The organism is Mesorhizobium sp. M0052 (genome assembly GCF_040323255.1).
GTDB lineage: Bacteria > Pseudomonadota > Alphaproteobacteria > Rhizobiales > Rhizobiaceae > Mesorhizobium.
Genome location: NZ_JAMYUS010000016.1, coordinates 109,345 through 128,573 on the forward strand (window position 1 = coordinate 109,345; position 19,229 = coordinate 128,573).

Here is a 19,229-nt window from a genome sequence, read left to right on the forward strand (position 1 = left end):
CTTAACCGGCTCAACGTATCCTCTGACAGGCTTTTGCGACAGTTTCATTTCAACGATCTTGCAAACAGGCCTGTTATGTTCCAGATGCTTTTCGACGAGATCAAGGAGACGATGATGGCAGGCGGTTCCATTCCCCATTTCCAGAACGATGCGGGCCATCCGGCAATCGACATCGGCGTCAAGGAATTCATGTGCACCGGCGCCAACCCGCCCTTCGACCACCCGCATGTGTTCCTCGACATGGGCGACGACGATGAAAAGGTCTGCCCCTATTGCTCGACGCTCTACCGCTATTCGGCGAAGCTGAGGGCGACTGAAACGCTGCCGGCTGGTTGCCTTTATATCGACCAGGCCGCCTGATCCTTCCGCGACAAGCCCGATGGAAGACATCAGGTCCCGGCAGGTCATAATCGCCGGGGCCGGCATCGCCGGGCTGACCGCCGCCCTTGCCTTCGCCGGACGAGGTTATTCCGTAAAGCTGATCGAACAGGCACAGCACCTCGAAGCGGCCGGCGCGGGCATCCAGCTTTCGCCCAATGCGACGTGCATCCTTGGAAAGCTCGGCGTTCTCGACCGGCTGCTGCCGGCAGCCTCGCGGCCCGAAGCGGTGGTGCTGAAGGATGCAGCGACGCTGCGTGAACTGGCGCGGGTGCCGCTTGGGCAAGCCGCCGAAGCGCGCTGGCAGGCGCCTTATCTCGTCGCCCACCGCGCCGATCTGCAGGCAGCGCTGTTGGCGCAAATGGCTGAACGGCCGCAGATTGAGCTCGTCACCGGCGCCCGCGCGACCGGCATCGTCAAAGACGCGCAATATGTCGCCGTGACCGCCGAAGTGGACGGCCGCGAGATCGAGGCACGCGGCAAACTGCTGATCGGCGCCGATGGCGTCTGGTCGGCGGTCCGGGCGCAACTCGCAGGCGAGGACTTCGTCAAAAGCCGTTTTTCGGGCGAACTCGCCTGGCGGGCTACAATCGCAGCCGACGGTGCGGCCGGAGAAGCCTTTGCCGCGATCGGCGCCGCCGACTGCGTCACCACGTTCCTGCATCCAGGCTTCCACATGGTCGCCTATCCCGTCAGCAAAGGCCGGGCCTTCAATCTCGCGGCCTTCACCAAGGGTGAGCGCATGGCCGAAGGTTGGTCGGGCCATGCCGATCCCGCGATCCTCACGGCTGCCCTGCGCGGCACCGCGCCGGGCCTGACGAAGCTTGTGGCACTGGCCGGCCCATGGACGGCCTTTCCGATCCACACCGTCGAACAACAGCGGTGGACAAGCCCGCAGGGCATCGCGCTGATCGGCGACGCCGCGCACGCGATGACGCCGTTTGCGGCGCAAGGTGCCGCGATGGCGATCGAAGATGCCATCACGCTTGCCGACGCTATCGCCGATTTCCCTGGCGATCTGCCCAGAAGTTTTCAAATCTGGGAAAATCTTCGGCGGCCGCGTGTCGCCAAGGCCGCGCGTCGTGGGGCCGTAAACCGCCTCGCCTGGCATGCTGCCGGCCCGGTGGCGATCGCCCGCAATCTGTTCCTGGCCATGCGCTCGCCCGACAAGCTCGCCGCCGACCTCGACTGGCTCTATGGATGGCGAGCGGACACTCGGCAGTCTAGATCGTCGACGTAGCGATCCTTCCCACCCCCTCTGTCCTGCCGGACATCTCCCCCGCAAGGGGGGAGATTGGATGTCGCCGGCGCCTTCGCCAAAATCGCCGGCGTTGCAGCAGGAGCGCCGCGGGCAAAACGGCTGATCTCCCCCCTTGCGGGGGAGATGGCCGGCAGGCCAGAGGGGGGTGCTGTCCCGCTGACTTCAAAAGATCCAACACTGTCGCGATGCGATGAAGGACTGCTAGTTATAAAACCGCATCGACAAGCCCAGCGAGGCCGGCAGCGGGTTCCACCAGCCGGTGCGCAGGCCGGCGGTGCGCAGGCCGGCGGCTGTCCAGGTGTTGCAGCCGACAAGCGCGTTGAAATGGCCGTTCGCCTCGAAGAAGCGGTCGAAGCTGGAATAGGCGGCGTTCTCGATGACGACCGGACCATGCGGCCTTTGCTGGAAACTCGCGTCGATATAGTCGAGCAGCGCTGCAAAATGCTCCTCATCGATGTCGAAACCGGTGACAGCACGGTGCGGCTCGGCGATGGTCCCGGCGATATCGACATGCATGACCGAGGCGTCCAGTGTCAGCGCCTTGAGGACGGGCACTGCCTTCAGCTGCGACCAGCTCGGCGTCTCCAGATAGAAGGCCCGGCCGCCCCAGCCAAAGACGATGTAGCGCACTTCTGGGGCGTCGACGGGGATGCCGGCAGCGACCAGGAAATGGAAGCGCCGGCGCACCTCGTCATCGACGGGAATGGCGATGTCGGTGTGGATCGGATTCTCCAGCACCAGAATATGGCGCGTGCCCTCACCCGCCGCTGACGCCGGCCACAGCGGACGCGGCACCAGCGTGCCGAGCGTGGCAGCGAGCGCGACCACGATAATCAGCATGGCCAGGAAACGCAGGGCTTTTCTCATGCGGCGGCGGCTTTGCGTTTCAATGGAGAAGATCGACCCCAGATAGCAAAAGAGCCCGGCCGCATTGCAGCCGGGCTCTTTTGCTTCGCATGAAAATGCTCAGTGCAGGATCTGCGACAGAAACAGCTTGGTGCGCTCGTGGCGCGGATGGTCGAAGAACTCGGCCGGCGTGTTCTGTTCGACGATCTGGCCCTGATCCATGAAGATCACCCGGTTGGCGACTTTGCGGGCAAAGCCCATTTCGTGGGTGACGCACAGCATGGTCATGCCTTCCTCGGCCAGGCCCACCATCGTCTCCAGCACTTCCTTGATCATTTCTGGATCGAGCGCCGAGGTCGGCTCATCGAACAGCATAATGCGCGGGTTCATGCACAGCGAACGCGCGATCGCCACGCGCTGCTGCTGGCCGCCCGACAGCTGGCCCGGATATTTGTTGGCCTGTTCGGGGATCTTGACGCGCTTGAGGAAGTGCATCGCGATTTCCTCGGCCTGCTTCTTCGGCGTCTTGCGCACCCAGATCGGTGCCAATGTGCAGTTCTCCAGGATGGTCAGATGCGGGAACAGGTTGAAGTGCTGGAACACCATGCCGACCTCGCGGCGCACCTCGTCGATCTTCTTGAGATCGTTGGTGAGTTCCTTGCCGTCGACGATGATCTTGCCCTTCTGGTGCTCTTCCAGCCGGTTGATGCAGCGGATCATGGTCGATTTGCCCGAGCCCGAAGGACCGCAGATGACAATGCGCTCGCCGCGCATCACCTTGAGGTTGATGTCCTTCAGCACATGGAACTCGCCATACCATTTGTGCATGCCGATGATGTCGATTGCGACATCGGTGGTCGAGATGTGCATCTTCTTGGCATCGACCTTGATCTCTTCGGCGCTGACGGCGTTTTCTATGACCATGGCAGGTTCCCCTTTTTGTTCTGTCTTTTAGCTATGATGCATGTCGTTGTCCCAAAACCGCTAAACACTTTTGGGCGACATGCATCAACGTTTGTGGCCGGTGTCGAGCCGGCGTTCCGTGTACATCGAATAGCGCGACATGCCGAAGCAGAACAGCCAGAAGACGAAGGCTGCAAAGATGAGACCGGATCTCGCGGTCTGTGGCGTCGCCCAATTGGCGTCCGAGAAGTTCTGCTTGACGACGCCAAGCAGGTCAAACATCGAGATGATGATGACGAGGCTTGTGTCCTTGAACATACCGATGAAGGTATTGACGATGCCGGGGATGACCAGCTTCAGTGCCTGCGGCAGCACGATCAGCACCATCTTCTGCCAGTAGCCCAGGCCAAGCGAATCCGCCCCCTCATACTGGCCCTTGGGGATCGCCTGCAGGCCGCCGCGCACCACTTCGGCCATGTAGGCGGCGGCAAACAGCGAGACGCCGATCAGCGCCCTGAGATATTTGTCGAACGAAACACCAGCGGGCAGAAACAGCGGCAGCATGACGCTGGCAAAGAACAGAACGGTGATCAGCGGGATGCCGCGAACGAACTCGATGAAGACCACGCACAGTGTCTTGACGATCGGCATCTTGGAGCGCCGGCCGAGCGCCAGCACGATGCCCATCGGCAGCGACACGGCAATGCCGACAAAGGACAGGCTCAGTGTCACCAGCAGCCCGCCCCATAGCTGGGTCTCCACATGCGGCAGGCCGAAGATGCCGCCGACCAGGAGCACGAACGCGATGATCGGCAGTGCCAGGAATAGAAGAATGGCGTTCAACCCCTTGCGCGGCACGCGTGGCATCAGCAACGGCACCAGCAGCGCCACGAACAGGACGGCGACCAGGATCGGCCGCCAGCGCTCTTCCAGGGGATAGCGGCCAAGCATCAGCTGGCCGAACTTCGCGTTGACGAAGGCCCAGCAGGCGCCTGACCAGCCGTCCGGCTGGATGCCGCCTTGCGCCACCGTGGCGCATACAGTCCGGTCCGGCCCCGTCCACTGGGCGTTGATGAAGGCCCAGTTGACGATGGGCGGCACGATCATCATCACCAGCGCAATAGCCACTACAGTCAGGATGACGTCGCCCACCGAACCGATCAGGTTCTTGCGAACCCAGGCCAAAGGCCCCCGCACGCCGGCCGGGGCTTGTTGAGCGAGTGCCATTTCGGTCCGCACCCAGGAGGTATCATGTTCCTGCATGGTCTTACCTCTCCACCAGCGCCATCCTGGCGTTGACCACATTCATCACCGCCGACGTCACCAGGCTGATGATGAGATAGACGACCATCATGATCAGCACGCCCTCGACCGCTTGACCGGTCTGGTTCAGCACTGTGCCGGCGATCGCCGTCAGGTCGGGGTAACCGATGGCAATGGCCAGCGACGAGTTCTTGGTCAGGTTGAGATACTGGCTGGTCAGCGGCGGGATGACGATCCGCATGGCTTGGGGAACGACGACAAGCCGCAGGATAGATCCCGGCCGTAGCCCCAAGGCGCCAGCCGCTTCGGTCTGACCCTTGCTGACGCCGAGAATGCCGGCGCGCACGATCTCGGCGATGAAGGAAGCCGTGTAACAGGACAGCGCCAAATAAAGAGACAGGAACTCCGGCCCGATCTGAAAGCCTCCGGTCAGGTTGAAGGTCGATTGTTTTGGAAAGTCGAAGCTCAAGGGAAAGCCGCTCAGCGCATAGGCCAGGAGCGGCAGGCCGACGATCAGCGCCGCCGAAGTCCAGAATACGGGAAACTGCTGGCCGGTTGCCATTTGCCGCTGGCGTGCCGTGCGCGCGACAAAAAACGCCATGGCGATGCCGACAAGCAAGGCGACAAACATCAGCCAGGAGCCGTCGCCCCAGATAGCGCGCGGAAAATAGAAACCGCGTTGGTTGAGGAAAGAGCCGAACGGCAAATTGAAACTGTCGCGAGGCGCCGGCAGTACCGCGAGCACGCCTGAATACCAGAAGAAGATCACCAGCAGCGGCGGGATGTTGCGGAACACCTCGACATAGACCGTGCAAATCTTGCGAACCAGCCAGTTGCGCGATAACCGGCCGACGCCGACAATGAAGCCAATGATGGTCGCGGTGATAATGCCGGCAACGGCGACTATAATGGTGTTGATAAGCCCGACGACAATGGCCTGGCCATAGGTCGAATCAGAATCATAAGCGATGGGCCTGACTGGAATGTCAAAGCCTGCTCGGTTGTTCAGGAAGCCAAAACCGGAAGTAATATGCAGGCGCTGCAGGTTGACGATGACGTTGTGGACGATCCACCAGACGCCCGCCACCAGCAAGATGACAACCACCGCCTGGAAGAAAAACCCGCGGACTTTCGGATCGTTGATGAAGGAACCGCGGCTCGGCTCCTCGCGAAGAACTTCCTGCGATGCCATTGCTCATCCCCTGGAAAGAGAAACCGGAAGGCAGATGATCTGCCTTCCGGATCACATTTCGATCAGCGGATCGGCGGTGCGTATTGCAGGCCGCCCTTGGTCCACAGCGCATTGATGCCGCGCGCGATCTTCAGCGGGCTGCCGGTGCCGACATTGCGCTCGAACATCTCACCGTAATTCCCGACTGCCTTGACGATGTTGACGACCCAGTCATTGCTCACGCCAAGGTCGGTTCCGATCTTGGTTTCGGCTTCCTGACCGAGCACGCGCTTGATCTCCGGATTATCCGAGGTCTTCATCTCTTCGACATTGGCCTGGGTGATGCCCAGTTCCTCTGCCTGCAACAGGGCGAAGTAGGTCCACTTGACGATATGGTACCACTGGTCGTCCCCCTGGCGTACGGCGGGGCCGAGCGGCTCTTTGGAGATGATCTCGGGCAGCACGACATGGTCGGCCGGCGCACTCAGCGTCAGGCGGATGCCATAGAGGCCGGATTGGTCGGTGGTGTAGACGTCGCAGCGGCCGGCGTCATAGGCAGCGTTGACCTCTTCCAGCTTTTCGAAGACGACCGGGTTGTACTCCATCTTGTTCGCCTTGAAGTAATCGGCGAGGTTGAGCTCGGTGGTGGTGCCGCTCTGCACGCAGACTGCCGCACCTGAAAGCTGCAGCGCCGAATTGACGCCAGGCAGTTTCTTGGCGTTGATCATGAAACCCTGGCCGTCATAATAGGTGACGCCGATGAAGTTCAGGCCAAGCGCGGTATCGCGATTGATGGTCCATGTGGTGTTGCGCGACAGGAGATCGATCTCGCCCGACTGCAACGCGGTGAAGCGCTCCTTGGCGCTGAGCGGCGTGAACTTGACCTTGGAGGCATCGCCGAAGACTGCACCAGCGACAGCGCGGCAGAAATCCGCGTCGATGCCTTTCCAATCGCCTTTGTCGTCAGGCGCCGAGAAGCCGGCCAGGCCCGTCGAGACACCGCACTGGATGAAGCCCTTCGCCTTGACGGTATCGAGCGTTGTCGCCGACGCGGCCGAAGCCATCCATCCAAGCGCAGCGGCACCGAGAATGCCAATTGCAATATGTTTCATAACCCACAGACCCTTTTCTGTTTTCAGGTAAACCCTGATCCTCAGGCAAATCCTGATCTTTTCCCGCGTGAACCCGGCTCCCATCCGGCTCATTCCGGAACCTCGCGTCGTAACCGACGCCCGGCCCCTCCCATTCACGAACTGCATCGAAGGCGATTATCTCTGTGGGGTCAAGGGAAATGACCGTTTCACGACAGCTTTGAAAACCAATTGCCGCAAATGCCTGAATTGCGGACAACACCCTCAGGAAAGCAGCAAGCCCCGCAAACAAAAACGGCAAAGTCCGTCGACGCTAATCCACATCCACTCATGAAATCCGCGGCTCTGGATTGCCACGCGTTCCAGACTATTCATAGGGGAATTGGCCTATGCAAAGGGCACCGCGTGGCGGGCGCCCGCTGTTGCACGGCCAATGCCGCCGCTCTATGGCTAGCGCTTTCACCACAAGGCGAAGAGCAATGGCGACTGACGGCAACGAAATGGGTATCAACACGCGGCTTGCCCATTCGGGCAACAATCCGCACGACTATTTCGGCTTCGTCAATCCGCCGATCGTGCATGCCTCGACCGTGCTCTATCCCAATGCGTCGGTGATGGCGGCGCGCAGCCAGAAATACACCTATGGCACACGCGGCACGCCGACCACCGATGCGTTGGCGCATGCGATCGACGCGCTGGAAGGCTCCGCCGGCACAATAATCGTGCCGTCGGGCCTGGCGGCGGTGACCGTCCCGTTGCTGGCGTTTCTCTCGGCAGGCGATCACATCCTGATTGTCGATTCCGTCTACCATCCGACCCGCAATTTCGCCGACACGATGCTGAAGCGGCTGGGTGTCGAGGTCGAGTATTACGATCCGCATGCCGGCGCCGGCATCGCCAGCTTGATCAAGCCGAACACCAAAGTCGTGTTTACGGAATCACCGGCCTCCAACACCTTCGAGGTGCAGGACGTTCCGGCGATCGCCAAGGCGGCGCATGAAACGGGCGCCATCGTCATGATGGACAACACCTGGGCAACGCCGCTCTATTTCCGTCCGCTCGACCACGGCGTCGATATCTCGATCCATGCGGCGACGAAATATCCGGCCGGGCATTCGGACGTGCTGCTGGGCACAGTGTCTGCCAATGCCAACTGCTGGAAGCAGCTTTGCGAGACGTTCTACACGATGGGCTGCTGCGCCGGCCCCGACGACGTCTACCAAGTCCTGCGCGGCCTGCGCACGATGGGCGTTCGGCTGGATCACCATCAAAAGAGCGCGCTTTCGATTGCCACCTGGCTTGAAGGCCAGCCCGGCGTGGCCCGCGTGCTGCACCCGGCGCTTCCCAGCCACCCCGACCACGCGGTGTGGAAGCGTGATTTTTCCGGCTCGAGCGGCATCTTTTCCATCGTGCTCAAAGGCGGCGGCCAGAGACAGCAGCATGCCTTCCTCGATGCGTTGAAAATCTTCGGTCTCGGCTATTCCTGGGGCGGCTATGAGAGCCTTGCCGTGCCGGTCTTCCTCGGCGACCGTACCGTCGCCAAGGGCCCCTATGACGGCCCGCTGATCCGGCTGCAGATCGGGCTTGAGGATGTCGAGGACCTCGAGGCCGATATCCTGCGCGGGCTGGAAGCGGCCGCTGCGGCATGACACCAGCAAACTTGCCAAGCTGATTCCGCTAGCCGGCTTAACCCGTTGAAAGGATTGGCGAGCGACTTTCGTAGGACGATCGACCTCGCAACCCGCTCATGGGTCGACCAAGCGCAATGTTATTTCCCCAACGTGCGCTTTTTCGGATCGGTTTGACTTTCAAAATCGTCGGGCCAACGCCATTGCAGGCGCTGCGCGCACAATTCCAGCCGGACTGAGCTTGCCATGGCCTTTCGTCTCTTTGTCCCCATTCTCGCCGGCGCGACGCTGCGCGAGCGCCTCATCGCCTGCATCGGGGCGATGATCGGCATTGCGCTGACCGGCGCGATCGGCGCGCTGGTGCTTGGCAATGGCCCGCATGTGCCGCTGCTGGTGGCGCCGATGGGGGCGTCGGCGGTGCTGCTGTTCGCGGTGCCTGCAAGCCCGCTGGCTCAGCCATGGTCGATCATCGGCGGCAATACAATATCGGCGCTGGTCGGCGTGATCGTGGCCCATTTCGTCCATCAGCCCGTTCTCGCCACGGGCATTGCCGTGGCGATGGCGATCGCCGCCATGTCGTTCTCGCGCTGCCTGCATCCGCCGGGCGGAGCCGCCGCACTGACCGCCGTGCTCGGCGGGCCGGCCGTGATCGGTGCCGGCTTCCTGTTTCCGTTCGTGCCGGTGGCGCTGAACTCCATGATGCTGGTCGCGCTCGGCTATGCTTTCCACAGGCTGTCGCGACGCAGCTACCCGCATGTGCCGGCCCCTGCCCCGAAAAGCACGCACGGAACCAGCGATCCGCCGGCTCAGGAGCGCATCGGCTTCCGGGCCGAGGACATCGATGCCGCGCTGGCTGCGCTCGACGAGACCTTCGACATCGACCGCAACGATCTCGAACAACTGCTGCGACAGGTCGAACTGCAAGCGACGATGCGCGCACACCGAACCATGTTGTGCGAGGACATCATGTCGTGCGACGTGATTTCGGTCGATGAACACGCGTCCGCCGATCGGGCGCGTCATCTGCTGCTCGACCACAATATCCGCACGCTGCCGGTTGTAGACAAGGACGCCAGGCTGGTCGGCACCGTTGGATTAAGGGAATTGGCGCGAGCCGACGAAGCCGTCGGAAGCGTTACCTCGACAGCGTCGACCGCCGCCGCCGGTACGCCCGCCATGGCCCTGCTACCGGTGCTCACCGACGGCCGCACCCATGCAGTCATCATCTTGGACGGGGACAGCCGCATCCTTGGCCTGATCACGCAGACCGACCTGCTTGCGGCCACGGCGCGAGTGCAGGCTGCTGACAAGCCGCTGGCGGAAGCAGTATTTCTAGGCGCCGTCGGAGCCGGGCGAAAATGGCCGGGAACCTTTTGCCGGCGATGTCATCCAATGTCTTGATCGAGGTTTCGGACGGGGATTGGATCGAGGAACTGGCCATGCCTGCTATGTCTTTACCAATGCCCACGGCTGCTTCAAGCGAGATGCTTCTCGTGCGCCGCGCGCTGGCACGCGAAGGCAACGCCTTCTGCATCATCATGAAGACCCATAATCAGCGGCTCTATCGCATCGCTCGCGGGGTGGTGCGCAACGATGCCGAAGCCGAGGACATCGTCCAGGAGGCCTATGTCAGAGCCTTTGCCCATCTCGATGCCTTTCGCGGGGAGTCCTCATTGGCCACCTGGCTGTCGCGCATCGTCATCAACGAGGCGCTCGGTCGTCTGCGCAAAAGGCGGCGGACGGTGGCGAAAAACCCGCAAGCCGAAATCATCCAGTTCCCCCTCAATCCCAGCGACGATCCGGAGCGGACGATGGCGCAGCGGCAGATCCTCGAGTTGGTGGAACGGGCGACCGACAGCCTACCCGATGTTTATCGGACGGTGTTCGTGGCGCGGGTTATCGAGGGGCTCAGTATCGAGGAGACCGCCGAGCTGCTTGGCGTGCGGCCGGAAACCGTCAAGACAAGGCTACACCGCGCCCGCGCCCTGGTACGCAAGGCACTCGACGACCAGATCGGGCCGGTGCTGCTCGACGCCTTCCCGTTTGCCGGCCGGCGCTGCGACAGGCTGACCAGCGCCGTCATGCAGCGGCTCGGCCTGGAGAGCTGATCATCGGCTGATTTGGCCGATTTCCCCGGGAACGTTTGCCGCCGCTGCGCATCCAATGACCGTCAACTGAAAAACACGGCCCGGCGCGATCCCGCGTCCGGGCGAAGGAGATGCCATGGTTACCCGACACACCGCCGCCCTCGCTGCCTTGCTGCTGCTTGGCGCTGCCCCGCTCGCACAAGCCGCCGACAAGCCGACGAACCCGCAGATCGCCCACATCGCCTACACGGCAGGCGTCATCGATGTGGAAGCCGCCAAGCAGGCGATCAAGAAATCGAAGACCAAGGAGGTCGTGGATTTCGCCAACGACATGGTGCGCGATCACGAAGCGGTCAACGCGCAGGCACTGGAACTGGTAAAGAAGCTGAAGGTGACGCCGGAAGACAACGCAACCAGCCAGGCGCTGACCAAGGCTGCGGCCGAGGAGCGGGCGAAGCTCGCCAAACTCGACGGCGCAGCCTTTGACAAAGCCTATGTCGACAACGAGATCGCCTACCACAAACAGGTCGACGGCGCGCTTGAAACCCTTTTGATCCCATCGGCCAGTAATACCGAGTTGAAGAGCCTGCTGGAGACCGGCCTGAAGATTTTCCAGGGCCATGAACAGCACGCCGAGCATGTTGCAGGTATGCTGAAGTAAGGACCAGGCTATGTCGAAACGGCAGCTGTGGATTGCACTGGCGCTGGTCTTCGGGACCTCACCCGTGCAGGCCGAAACCATCCAGGTCACCATCAACAAACTTGTCTTTTCGCCGGCCACCGTCGACGCGAAGGTCGGCGACACGATCAAGTGGGTGAACAAGGACGTGTTCGCACATACGGCTACCGTCAAGGGTGGCTGGGAAGTGATGATCCCGCCGAAGACAACAGCGAGCCTGACCCTGCGGAAGGCGGAAGCGGTCGAATATTTCTGCCGCTTCCACCCCAACATGAAAGGTCATGTGGCCGTGACGGCGCCTTGATCCCGGTCCGCAAGCCCGTCCTGCTGCGTTGAGGCTCGCCTGGCTTCATCCGGACGGGTGATGTGTGTCCACGAGCCGTCACAGCCCGGCTGGCGCCGTGCGATCCAGGCATCCAGCCCTTCGCGCAGATCAGCGGTCGGAGCCATGCGGGCGAACTGCTCGGCCTCGACAGCCAAGCCTTCCGCGATGCTCTGGTTCAGGCCCCTCGCCACTGCTGTGAGGATCGAGGCAATTGCTGCAGGAGAATGTCTGGTCATGCGCCGGGCAAGATCAATTGCGGCGGGCATCAGCTCCTCATGCGGCACCACCTGGTTGACGAGGCCGAGTTCGACGGCGCGGGGCGGCGGGAACCAATCGCCGGTCAACAGCAGCTCGAGCGCCCTCTTGCGCCCTGCCAGTCTCGGAAGCCGCTGCGTGCCGCCGAAAGTAGGCGGCATTGCAAGGTTGATCTCAGGCTTGGCGAACAAGGCGCGGTCGCTGGCGATAGCGAGCGGCACGGCTTCGGTGATCTCGCAGCCGCCGCCGAAGGCGATGCCGTTGACGGCGGCGATGACGGGCTTGCGGAATGCCTCCAGCCTTGCCGTCAGCCGCTGTCCGCGCATGACGAAGTCGCGCAGGGCAACGTCGACGCCGATGGCCACGCTGCCTGAGAATTCATGGATGTCGCCGCCGGCGGAGAAGGCGCGCTCTCCTGCTCCAGTGAGGATGACGGCGCGGATGGCGTCGTCGGTCTCGGCGGCATCGAGGAGCGCAAGCAGGCGATCAATCAGCGCATAGTTCAAGGCATTGAGCTTTTCCGGCCGATTAAGTGTGAGGATGGCGATCCCGTTGCGGGCCTCGGTGAGCACAAGCTCGGTCATGTCTTTTCCTTCCCTGTGTTTGTCGACGGAGAGGATCAGGCTTTCGGTTGTATGTATATTCACTAGTCGGTATACTTGCGTATGAGCGAAGCACTAAGCGCTACCCGCAAACGCATTGTCGATGCCGCAACGAAGCTGTTCTATGCCGAGGGGATCGGCCGCGTCAGCGTCGATGCAGTGGCGGAAAAAGCCGGGCTGACCAAGCGCACGCTCTACTATCATTTCAAGAGCAAGGACGATTTGATCGCGGCCTATCTCGACGGTCGCGACCAGCCGAACCTCAAGCAGATGGCCGGCTGGTTCGAGACGGCCGAAGGCGATGTCGAGCGCAAGGTCGAGGCGATTTTCACCAATCTGGCGCGCGTGGCGAAGCACCCGAAATGGAGAGGCTGCGGCTTTCTGCGCACGGCAGCCGAACTCGCTTCCATGCCCGGACACCCGGCCGTTAAAGCGGGGGCGCGGCATAAGCAGAATTTCGAGACCTGGCTGGCCGGCGAACTCACAGGCCACGGCGTCGACGAGCCGCGGACCCTGGCGCGCGAAATCGTGCTTTTGATGGACGGCGCGTTCTCGATCATGCTGATCCACCGCAACCCCGACTATGTCGAGGCCGCCGGACATGCAGCTGCAACGCTGGTTCGGGCAAGGTCAGGGTCGGCGACTATCCGCTAGAGCGTTCACCGTTTAATGGAGACGGCGAAACACGCTATCTCTTTGTTTTGACGCAATTCCGGACCGAAAAACCGCTTCACACTTTTTCCTGGAATTGCTCTAGAATCCAGCCGCCAGCCATGCCGTGCCGACGGCAAGGGTCAGCAGCGTCAGCGGCAGGCCGACCTTGAAGAAGGCTGAGAAGGACAGCTGCGTGCCGGCCGCCCGCGCCTGTTCGGCGATGATCAGGTTGGCGACCGAGCCAAGCAAGGTGAAGTTGCCGGCCAGCGTCGAACTCATCGCCACCACCAGCCAGGCACGCCCGGGGTTTTCAAGGCCGGGTATGAATGGCCGCAGCGCCAGCACGGCCGGAACATTGCTCATGAAGTTGGAGAGCACCGCGGTGAAGCCCGATAGACGCCAGACGTCGTCCAGCCCGAGGTTCTTGGCCGAGGCGATGATGTCGGGCGTCAGCAGCGTCTTTTCGGCGCCGGCGACAACGATGAACAGGCCGGCGAACATGAACAGCAGCGGGCCGTCGATCTCGCGGTAAATGCGTGCCGGCTTGATGGCGCGGGTGAGCAGCAGGATGGCGCCGCCGATGAGCGCTGCCTTGGCAACCGGAACGCCGGCGAAGAAGGCGATGGCCAGGCCAATGCAGACAACCACCGCCTTCAGCACCTGTCCCGGCAGCATGCGGCCGCGATAGACTTCCGGGTTGAGATCGGCGGTGCGGGCGAATTCGGCGCGGTAGACGATGCGCACGATGACGATGACCGCGACGAGGCCGAAGAGGGCAACCGGCGCCAGGGCGGCCGAAAAGGCTGGGTAGGGAATTCCCGACAGCGCGCCGATGACCATGTTCTGCGGGTTGCCGGTGATGGTAGCGACGCTGCCGCAGTTGGACGCGGTGGCGGTGGCGATCAGATAGGGAATGGGATTGCGATTGATAACACGGGTGACGTGGACGACGATCGGCGCCATGACCAGGCAGATGGCGTCGTTGACCAGGAACGCCGACAACACGCCGGTCAACAGCGTCACCATCACCAGCAGCACGAAAGGCGCGTGCGCATGCTCGATAGCGTAGGCGCCAAGCGCCCGGAAGGCGCCGGACACCTTCAGATGCGCCACCACGATCATCATCCCGAGCAGCAGCGTAATGGTGTCGAAATTGATGGCGCGATAGGCATCTTCCATACTGAGTGCGCCGATGGCGATCATCGCCGCCCCCCCCAGCAAGGCGATCCCTGCCCGGTCGAGACGGAGGCCTGGAATACGCCCGACTGCGACGCCGGCATAAGTCAGGACAAGGATCAAAAGTGCCGCTGCGCCCATCAATGTCATTGGCAGACATCCTTGTCCAAACGAACCGACGCAGGAACGGACTGTTCCCGCTCAGGCATTTGCCGGGCAGCTTTAACGCCGCTCCAGCAAAGCGAAAGCCTATAACGATCCGAATGCGAAAATCGGTGGGCAAAATCGCGGGTCGACCGATGCCGGGAGCAACCGGAGCTTGATCTTGAGACGGCCGAAATTGGGAATGAGACACGCGCGGCGGACTGCGGCGGACTGAGATCGCCATCCGCGAAACTTCCCCCTCGGAAGGCTCGTGATCTATGTGATTAAATTCTAATTTAGGCTTTCCGGGTATGGATAGCTTAGCCGTATTTCGGCCTTGGGGTTTCAGATGGTCCAGGTTCTTGAGAGGGAATGCCGTGTCTCGGAAAACGAGGCTCTGCTGGCGCGTCCGATAGAATGTCCACAATGCCACGGAACCCGCAAGGTGTTTGTCTGTGCCCGGTGGGCGAGCTCGAACGGCCATTGCTGCCCTGGAGGAACACACCGGCTCAGGTGCCCCGGTCACAGCGTCACGTGCATGGAGTGCGAAGAGAACCTTGAGCGTATCTGAAAGCGATCGCGACCATTTCCTGTTCGGAAAACGCAAAAAGCCCGCTCCGGCGAACCGGAGCGGGCTTTGCAACCATACGCCAAGAGTACCCTGCTGAGACCAGTACCCTGCCGAGAGCCGACCCGCTTTGCGTTTCCGCCACTGCAATAAATTGGTAGCGGCACTTCCAGAAAAAGCGATTGTTGGCTAACCGCCGTCGGATTACTCGCCCGACTGGCCGTCGCCAGTCACACTGCTGCCCAGAATTCCAAAGTCCTGAGACTTAGTTCCTTGTCCCGCAGTCAGGAATCCATCCGCATCCAAGCCGCGCCGCAGCAGTTCCCGCACCGCCGCGGACCGGCTTGGCATGCGCTTTTCGAAGCGCCAGTTTTCCAAGGCAGCCAATTCCTCGGCTGTCAGCATGATCTGCAGTCGCTCGGGTCGTTCCAGCTCGGCCATTCGCGCCTCCAACCGTCAAGACCAAAAAATATGGTGAGTTAGTATGTGTCTCAATTGCAGTATAGCTAGGGGTCCCCGTGCAGCGCGTCAAGAGAGGCTGATGGGTGACTCACATAGAAGACCAACGATGAGGAAGACACGCCGATAGCACAACCCGCGCAGTCTGCTAACTACTTGATTACTCAAGAATATTTTATATTCTTCTTGCCATCTGAAGGTCGTTGGCGCATCTTGACCACGACGGGACAACCGGCTCCTGAAAGGAAGGTTTCCATGCGCTACGGATATTCGGCTCGGCTACGGGAGGATCTCAATTCACGGGTCCTGGGCGCGCTGCGCTCGCGCGGAATGGTCAATATTGCGGTGGTTGCCGAGGACATACGATTGCGTAACCTGGACGAGAACGTCGCCCTTGAAGATGTCGAGCGGCTTGTGATGCAGACGGCCCAACTCTACGGCGCGGTGATGGAGTTGGACGGACTGACCTCCGTCGAGGCGGGGAGATTGACTTCGGTTGCCGACGATAAGCACGAACTGCCTGGCATCGGCAATTCCGACACCACAGGCGGCCAAACCGCTCCCCTGCTGGGATTGTCCTAAGGCGCGACCCGCTCTTTCAATCGACAAAAATCCGCGAGAGAGATTTGGACCGAGCGCAGCGGCGCCTTGAGCGTCCAGACAACGCCTTGTTCCCCAAATTTTAGTTGTCCGGTGCCGCTAAGCGCTTGTGGTGCAACCCGCTTGAGCACGACGGAGCCAAAACCGCGGCGCGTCGTCCCACTCAGGTTCGGCCCACCCAATTCACGCCAGATCAAGCTAAAGGTATCGGTGCCGTCGGTTGCCGGCGCCGTATCCCATTCGATTTCGACTCGTCCGCCGTGACGTGACAGTGCTCTATGCGGAATTGGTGGCCAGTTCGTGGAAAGCGATGCCGAGATACTGCACGGCATTCGGGCGAAGTGTGATCACAGGCCCGGCCACCGACAAACGGTCCTGCGCCGCGAAAGCTTTGAGTTGCGCCTTGAGCAGGTCGCCGATGCTGGCGCCGCGCCATACGGCGTCGACCAGGAGATCGTGCGATTGCGAAAGCGCCGAGATGCGCTATCGCACCTGTTCGAGGAATGTCGCCGGACTGCCCGCCGATTTGCTCGTCTCACAGATCATCGAAATGATGACCGGATGCGGGCTTCGTCGGCTTGCGTTTGCGTGCGCAGATCAAGCAGCTGTTGATGGCGCCGACAATTTCGCCCGATACGTCGCGGAGCAGGCGTGGTTGGGCTCTAAACGGAATAAGTTCGCCGTCCGGCCGCTCTGCAATGGCCTGGTCCTACGGGATATCGCTTCCTTCAACCATGGAAACGGCCATCGGGCACTCAGCATGCGCCATCGGCCGACCATCGAGGTGACGGAGTTTTCACGAACCGCACCACAGGTCTCGGCCAATGACCGGACGATGCCCCAAACGTCGGCAGCGGCCTCGTTGTAGAACGTGATGCGGCCGTCTTTGTCGGAAGCTCGTCAACCCGAGGCGGTTCTCCCGTTAGCCCCGCCTGAGGCCAGCAACAAGTTGCCTGGAACTGTGTCGCCGACGCAATGGGCGATGATGACGGTCTTCATCGTCGCCCAGCCGGTCGCCGGCATGGTGCTGGCGAAAGGTTTTTACCGGCTGCTCGGCACGCTGGCCGGTGGACTTGCGGCGATCGGCATCACCTCGGTTTTCGGCACCAATCCCTGGCTGCTGGTCACGGCGCTGTCCGTCTGGATTGGGCTGTGCACGCTGGTTTCGTCGCTGCTGCGCAATCCGGAAGCCTATAGCGCCGCACTTGCCGGCTATACCGCGATGATCATTGGGCTGCCGGCTTTCGGCCAGCCGCATGTGATCGTCGATCTCGCTGTCGCGCGCTGCGCCGAGATCGTGCTCGGCATCGTCTGCGTGGCAAACGACAACCATTGCGGCAAACAGGCCCTGATCGGCGTTCAGCTTCAAAGGCCGCGGAACGCTGTTTCGCAGCCTTTACGTTCCCGATGGCTTCGCATCGACAGGAACCAATCAAGGGCCAGAGCGTTTGCCGCTGCGTACTCTTCTCAGACGTAGCCAGACGGAGTGAGGGACATGGCTTCATCGGTACTTATCGGCATTCTAATCACTTTCCTGGTGATCATCCTGGTGCTCTATCTCGTCCAGCGTCTGCCGCTCGATGGCCGCACGAGGCAGATCGCGCAGATCGTTGTCATCATTATCGGCATTATTTCGCTGTTGAAATAGCTGGCAGTATTTTAGGATATGGATCGCCATGACATCACAAGCAATCGCAGGGATCATCGGAACGGCGTTGTTTGTCGCGACAAGCACGGCCTACGCCCGACCCGACACGCGTTCGATGACCTGCGAGGAGACGCAGCGCCTGATCCAGAGCCATCACTCGGCGGTGTTGACGACCGGCCGGAATACTTACGATCGCTATGTCCGCCAATACGGCAACGAGTGCGACTGGCCGGAGGTGCCGGTCGCTGCCTCCGTTCCGACACGTGATGGCCAGTGCCGTGTCTATTGGTGCCGGGAACCGGTGTTCGATTTCCCGAACTGACATATCCAGCAGCCTTGCGGCGGTCGTTGCCATGGCGCTCCCGGGTTCAGACGATGCATTGCGCGAGGCGACATGGAACCCTTGCGCCGCGCGTGAATTGATTGTGCGCATGGCGCTGCAAGATGTAGCGGTGTGATGCCCAACCAGATGGAGGAGCGGTCATGCCCAATGATACAAGGCGGAGCGGCAGCTGCCTGTGCGGCGGCATCCAGTTTTCGGTGACGGGAGATCCCTTTCGGATTGGCCTTTGCCATTGCAAGGACTGCCGCAAGGCTAGCGGGTCGGCTTTTTCGACGTTTGGAGTGTGGCCGCTCGAGGCGTTCGAAACGACGGGTATCGTCAACAGCTACGGCGACAGAAGTTTTTGTCCCACCTGCGGCGGCCGGGTGCCTTTGGTTCGGGAGAATGAGGTGGAAGTGACAATTGGCAGCCTCGATGAGGTGCCCACCGAAGGGCTGGAGCCCAGCTATGAACTCTGGGTCAATCGCCGTGAGCACTGGTTGCAACCCTTGCCTGCTGCCCGGCAATTCGAGCACGACTGGGTCAATGACGAGCCGACAAACCGGACAGCCGAACCGATTTCTGACGGTGTCGAGACGCCGTCTAGCTTGCCGCAACGCAAGTCGGCCTAGCGCGAGCGGCGCAGACAGCCGGCAGGCAGGAAATCGTTCTCGAAACCGCCCGATGCCGACAGGACCGGGTCCGACAACATTTCACCCGGCAGAAGCCAAACGCAAAAAGCCCGCTTGGCGTCAATCCAAGGCGGGCGGTAGATCATCCGGCCTGCGCTGCCGTGGAACGATGGGTTGGCCAAAGCCCTGGGCTGAGACCCATGCCGTTTGTAACCGGCGATTGACTACGGAGCGGCCCCGGTCAGCTGGAATTCGTCTTGTGGTTGCAACGATGCGACGTTTTGTTTGGAAACGAGAGCTTAAGACCACGCAATATCGTTACGTCAACTATGCTGTCCAAGTATCTCGTGGTGTGAACTGAAGGAATCTTCCTGTCTTGTACAAAAGAACGCTTTGTTTATTTTCTTTCCGTCACATAGTGTAGCGAATCTTGAAGCCGGATGGGGCGGCTTTCATGCAGCCAGCGCCTTCGCAGGATCGCGGTCCGCACGTGCAATATCCACTTCACGGCAATCTTCATGCAGCATAGCCAGCGCA

At 61.3% G+C, this 19,229-nt stretch carries 22 protein-coding genes and 1 pseudogene; 14 read left to right on the forward strand and 9 right to left on the reverse strand.

Translation table 11 applies throughout. From position 1 onward, the window contains the following. Positions 1-114 precede the first annotated feature (114 nt). Positions 115-360, forward strand: coding sequence for a zinc-finger domain-containing protein (locus tag NKJ77_RS21630; RefSeq protein WP_031195957.1), 246 nt, complete (start codon positions 115-117; stop codon positions 358-360). A gap of 19 nt (positions 361-379) precedes the next feature. After that, positions 380-1,618 carry an FAD-dependent monooxygenase gene (locus NKJ77_RS21635; protein WP_352535737.1) on the forward strand — a complete coding sequence of 413 codons (1,239 nt, stop codon included), beginning with the start codon at positions 380-382 and terminating at the stop codon, positions 1,616-1,618. A 222-nt stretch (positions 1,619-1,840) separates the two neighbouring features. Here the strand turns inward: NKJ77_RS21635 and NKJ77_RS21640 are convergent, their stop codons facing one another. The 5 genes from NKJ77_RS21640 to NKJ77_RS21660 all read right to left on the reverse strand — a co-directional run bounded on the left by NKJ77_RS21640 (position 1,841) and on the right by NKJ77_RS21660 (position 6,934). Next, positions 1,841-2,506 carry a TIGR02117 family protein gene (locus NKJ77_RS21640; RefSeq protein ID WP_352535738.1) on the reverse strand — a complete coding sequence of 222 codons (666 nt, stop codon included), beginning with the start codon at positions 2,504-2,506 and terminating at the stop codon, positions 1,841-1,843. Positions 2,507-2,605: 99 nt separating this feature from the next. After that, positions 2,606-3,409: an amino acid ABC transporter ATP-binding protein gene (locus tag NKJ77_RS21645; RefSeq protein WP_023671483.1), complete on the reverse strand. Its 804-nt coding sequence runs from the start codon at positions 3,407-3,409 to the stop codon at positions 2,606-2,608. Between the two features lie 84 nt (positions 3,410-3,493). Then, a complete protein-coding gene (locus NKJ77_RS21650) occupies positions 3,494-4,651 on the reverse strand; it encodes an amino acid ABC transporter permease (protein ID WP_031195954.1) in 1,158 nt (385 codons plus the stop codon). A gap of 4 nt (positions 4,652-4,655) precedes the next feature. Beyond that, a complete protein-coding gene (locus tag NKJ77_RS21655; RefSeq protein ID WP_023671481.1) occupies positions 4,656-5,843 on the reverse strand; it encodes an amino acid ABC transporter permease in 1,188 nt (395 codons plus the stop codon). A 62-nt stretch (positions 5,844-5,905) separates the two neighbouring features. Beyond that, positions 5,906-6,934 carry an amino acid ABC transporter substrate-binding protein gene (locus tag NKJ77_RS21660; RefSeq protein ID WP_023671480.1) on the reverse strand — a complete coding sequence of 343 codons (1,029 nt, stop codon included), beginning with the start codon at positions 6,932-6,934 and terminating at the stop codon, positions 5,906-5,908. Positions 6,935-7,392: 458 nt separating this feature from the next. Between NKJ77_RS21660 and NKJ77_RS21665 the strand changes: the two genes are divergently transcribed. From NKJ77_RS21665 to NKJ77_RS21685, 5 genes are all read left to right on the forward strand, one after another. Beyond that, positions 7,393-8,562 carry a cystathionine beta-lyase gene (locus tag NKJ77_RS21665; RefSeq protein WP_023832810.1) on the forward strand — a complete coding sequence of 390 codons (1,170 nt, stop codon included), beginning with the start codon at positions 7,393-7,395 and terminating at the stop codon, positions 8,560-8,562. A gap of 225 nt (positions 8,563-8,787) precedes the next feature. Then, complete coding sequence (locus tag NKJ77_RS21670; protein ID WP_023684330.1) at positions 8,788-9,942, forward strand: HPP family protein; 1,155 nt, start codon at positions 8,788-8,790, stop codon at positions 9,940-9,942. Positions 9,943-9,980: 38 nt separating this feature from the next. Then, complete coding sequence (locus NKJ77_RS21675) at positions 9,981-10,649, forward strand: RNA polymerase sigma factor (protein ID WP_031195951.1); 669 nt, start codon at positions 9,981-9,983, stop codon at positions 10,647-10,649. Between the two features lie 115 nt (positions 10,650-10,764). Next, positions 10,765-11,289, forward strand: a complete 525-nt coding sequence (locus NKJ77_RS21680) for a DUF4142 domain-containing protein (protein WP_352535739.1) — start codon at positions 10,765-10,767, stop codon at positions 11,287-11,289. A 10-nt stretch (positions 11,290-11,299) separates the two neighbouring features. After that, positions 11,300-11,611: a cupredoxin domain-containing protein gene (locus tag NKJ77_RS21685; protein WP_023832808.1), complete on the forward strand. Its 312-nt coding sequence runs from the start codon at positions 11,300-11,302 to the stop codon at positions 11,609-11,611. On the opposite strand, the gene NKJ77_RS21690 is transcribed toward NKJ77_RS21685, so the two are convergent. Continuing rightward, on the reverse strand, positions 11,587-12,471 hold the full coding sequence (locus NKJ77_RS21690) for a crotonase/enoyl-CoA hydratase family protein (protein WP_023832807.1): 885 nt from the start codon (positions 12,469-12,471) through the stop codon (positions 11,587-11,589). The genes NKJ77_RS21685 and NKJ77_RS21690 overlap by 25 nt on opposite strands. An 81-nt stretch (positions 12,472-12,552) precedes the next feature. Between NKJ77_RS21690 and NKJ77_RS21695 the strand changes: the two genes are divergently transcribed. Next, positions 12,553-13,143 carry a TetR/AcrR family transcriptional regulator gene (locus NKJ77_RS21695; protein ID WP_352535740.1) on the forward strand — a complete coding sequence of 197 codons (591 nt, stop codon included), beginning with the start codon at positions 12,553-12,555 and terminating at the stop codon, positions 13,141-13,143. Positions 13,144-13,242: 99 nt separating this feature from the next. Here NKJ77_RS21695 and NKJ77_RS21700 read toward each other — a convergent pair whose 3' ends face one another. Continuing rightward, positions 13,243-14,469 carry an anion transporter gene (locus NKJ77_RS21700; RefSeq protein ID WP_352535741.1) on the reverse strand — a complete coding sequence of 409 codons (1,227 nt, stop codon included), beginning with the start codon at positions 14,467-14,469 and terminating at the stop codon, positions 13,243-13,245. Between the two features lie 766 nt (positions 14,470-15,235). Then, a complete protein-coding gene (locus NKJ77_RS21705; RefSeq protein WP_023671471.1) occupies positions 15,236-15,472 on the reverse strand; it encodes a hypothetical protein in 237 nt (78 codons plus the stop codon). 273 nt (positions 15,473-15,745) lie between these two features. Here NKJ77_RS21705 and NKJ77_RS21710 point away from each other — a divergent pair, with 273 nt between their 5' ends. Further along, a complete protein-coding gene (locus tag NKJ77_RS21710) occupies positions 15,746-16,072 on the forward strand; it encodes a hypothetical protein (protein WP_023730432.1) in 327 nt (108 codons plus the stop codon). A 294-nt stretch (positions 16,073-16,366) separates the two neighbouring features. Here NKJ77_RS21710 and NKJ77_RS21715 read toward each other — a convergent pair whose 3' ends face one another. Further along, the gene (locus NKJ77_RS21715) at positions 16,367-16,570 is read right to left on the reverse strand and encodes an HWE histidine kinase domain-containing protein (RefSeq protein WP_352535761.1); all 204 of its coding nucleotides are present in this window, start codon (positions 16,568-16,570) and stop codon (positions 16,367-16,369) included. On the opposite strand from NKJ77_RS21715, the gene NKJ77_RS21720 reads away from it, so the two are divergent. The 5 genes and pseudogenes from NKJ77_RS21720 to NKJ77_RS21740 all read left to right on the forward strand — a co-directional run bounded on the left by NKJ77_RS21720 (position 16,509) and on the right by NKJ77_RS21740 (position 18,692). Beyond that, entirely contained in the window at positions 16,509-16,958 is a 450-nt protein-coding gene (locus tag NKJ77_RS21720; RefSeq protein ID WP_352535742.1) for a hypothetical protein, read from the forward strand. The genes NKJ77_RS21715 and NKJ77_RS21720 overlap by 62 nt on opposite strands. Positions 16,959-17,063: 105 nt before the next feature. Beyond that, positions 17,064-17,405, forward strand: a pseudogene (locus NKJ77_RS21725) (FUSC family protein); the annotation flags it as partial. Between the two features lie 180 nt (positions 17,406-17,585). Beyond that, positions 17,586-17,738 carry a Thivi_2564 family membrane protein gene (locus tag NKJ77_RS21730; RefSeq protein ID WP_352535743.1) on the forward strand — a complete coding sequence of 51 codons (153 nt, stop codon included), beginning with the start codon at positions 17,586-17,588 and terminating at the stop codon, positions 17,736-17,738. Between the two features lie 28 nt (positions 17,739-17,766). After that, positions 17,767-18,060: a hypothetical protein gene (locus NKJ77_RS21735; protein WP_023734282.1), complete on the forward strand. Its 294-nt coding sequence runs from the start codon at positions 17,767-17,769 to the stop codon at positions 18,058-18,060. Between the two features lie 161 nt (positions 18,061-18,221). Further along, positions 18,222-18,692: a GFA family protein gene (locus tag NKJ77_RS21740; RefSeq protein WP_352535744.1), complete on the forward strand. Its 471-nt coding sequence runs from the start codon at positions 18,222-18,224 to the stop codon at positions 18,690-18,692. The last annotated feature ends 537 nt before the right edge of the window (positions 18,693-19,229 follow it).